This window comes from Massilia genomosp. 1 (assembly GCF_011682185.1).
Classification (GTDB): domain Bacteria; phylum Pseudomonadota; class Gammaproteobacteria; order Burkholderiales; family Burkholderiaceae_D; genus Telluria_A; species Telluria_A rubra.
The window spans coordinates 1-1,385 of the sequence record NZ_WHJF01000280.1 but is presented as its reverse complement, the minus strand read 5'-3'; the positions used below and the strand labels follow the sequence as shown (position 1 = coordinate 1,385).

At 46.6% G+C, this 1,385-nt stretch carries 1 protein-coding gene and 1 pseudogene; one reads left to right on the top strand and one right to left on the bottom strand.

Annotated elements, in window-relative coordinates; genetic code table 11:
* Nucleotides 1-280, bottom strand: a pseudogene (locus F1735_RS37120) (IS6 family transposase); the annotation flags it as partial.
* 594 nt (nucleotides 281-874) lie between these two features.
* On the opposite strand from F1735_RS37120, the gene F1735_RS33560 reads away from it, so the two are divergent.
* Nucleotides 875-1,189, top strand: coding sequence for an H-NS histone family protein (locus F1735_RS33560; RefSeq protein ID WP_167241332.1), 315 nt, complete (start codon nucleotides 875-877; stop codon nucleotides 1,187-1,189).
* Nucleotides 1,190-1,385: the final 196 nt, after the last annotated feature.

The window sequence follows — 1,385 nt, the reverse complement described above, 5'->3', positions numbered from 1 at the left end:
ATAGAGGTATTTCCAGACGCCCTTGACCTTGACGTACGTCTCATCCATACGCCAACTGCCGCCGACCGGGCGCTTGTGTTTCCGGGCCATCTTCTCGATGAGTGGCAGGAAACGAATCGCCCAACGGCTGATCGACGAATGGTCGACCAACACGCCGCGCTCTTCCATCATCTCTTCGAGGTGTCGGTAGCTCAGCGGGTCTTGACAGGTAGGCCATATATCAGCGGATGCAGACCAGGATGACGTCGATCGGAAAACGCATTCCTTTGAAGTTAAGCATGCCAGTTCGTCCAGATTTTTGGTCGTCAAAGTTTACACGATCCCTATGACGGCTCCGCTAATACGACAGAACCCGCCCGAAGTGGCTGTACGCAAAATAGGTAGTTTGCCCATCACTGGCAAAGCAGGTGTACTTACCGGTTACTTTGTTTGGAAATTGCCAGAATATTTGCTTCAGGTAGACTTTAGCGTAATAAAGCAACGCGTCAACCGTATTTTTATAGCGGCACATCCTTATTGTGCACAATCTCTAATAGAAGCGCCGCTCTTTGTACAACCCTAGTCTGCGACTATTTTTCAGTAGCCACGACCATGATCAAGCTGTATTGTTGAGATATCGGCTGGCGGATGGGATAGGAGCGGCTTTTATTAAAACCATTTTGTTCAATCTGGAATTTTTGAGATTGGGGTTTGGCTTTATTAATTCTTTAAAAAACTCCTGTCGTCATTATGTAAAATACTTGTGCGACTTGTACTCTATTCGGTAGAGGTGGCGCAGTTATGCTGATTTATCTTAAATTTTTTGACATTACGGGGAATTATCGGTTATTGTTACAATAGTTTTTTGCAACAACTTAACACGAACGGAATATTTATGGATTTATCAAAACTTACTGTTGTAGATTTAACAGCACTGCGCAATGCTATCGCTGTCGAAATGAAAACTCGTGAAGCTGCCGCCATCGAAAAGGCGCGGACAGACATTAGCGCAATTGCAGCAAGCGTTGGCATCCCTGTTGCCATCCTTATGGGAAAAGCGAGTACAAAGGAGGCTGGTGTAAAAAACAAGGCTGCCGTTAAATACCGTGATCCTTCCAATCCGAACAATCAATGGACTGGCCGTGGACGTTCGCCAGCGTGGGTTAAGGCCCTAGAAACAGCCGGAACGCTTGATAGCGCCAAAGTGTGATTCTGCCAGTACCTGCTCTGTAATAAAATAGGCCCTGGAGTTCAATTCAGGGCTTTTTTAGGTACTGTCAACGTAACTGTTTAGCCCTGACCGTTGTAAACGCGCAATTGTAAACATTCCGATATCCGGGCATGATGCCGGTCATGGTAAAACTTGCCCCTCTTCCCGACCTCTCGACTCTCTCGCATCCCGAAAA

Excerpts from the sequence above, each read along its gene's own strand:
- F1735_RS33560 (WP_167241332.1), top strand. The coding sequence starts at position 875 with ATGGATTTATCAAAACTTACTGTTGTAGATTTAACAGCACTGCGCAAT.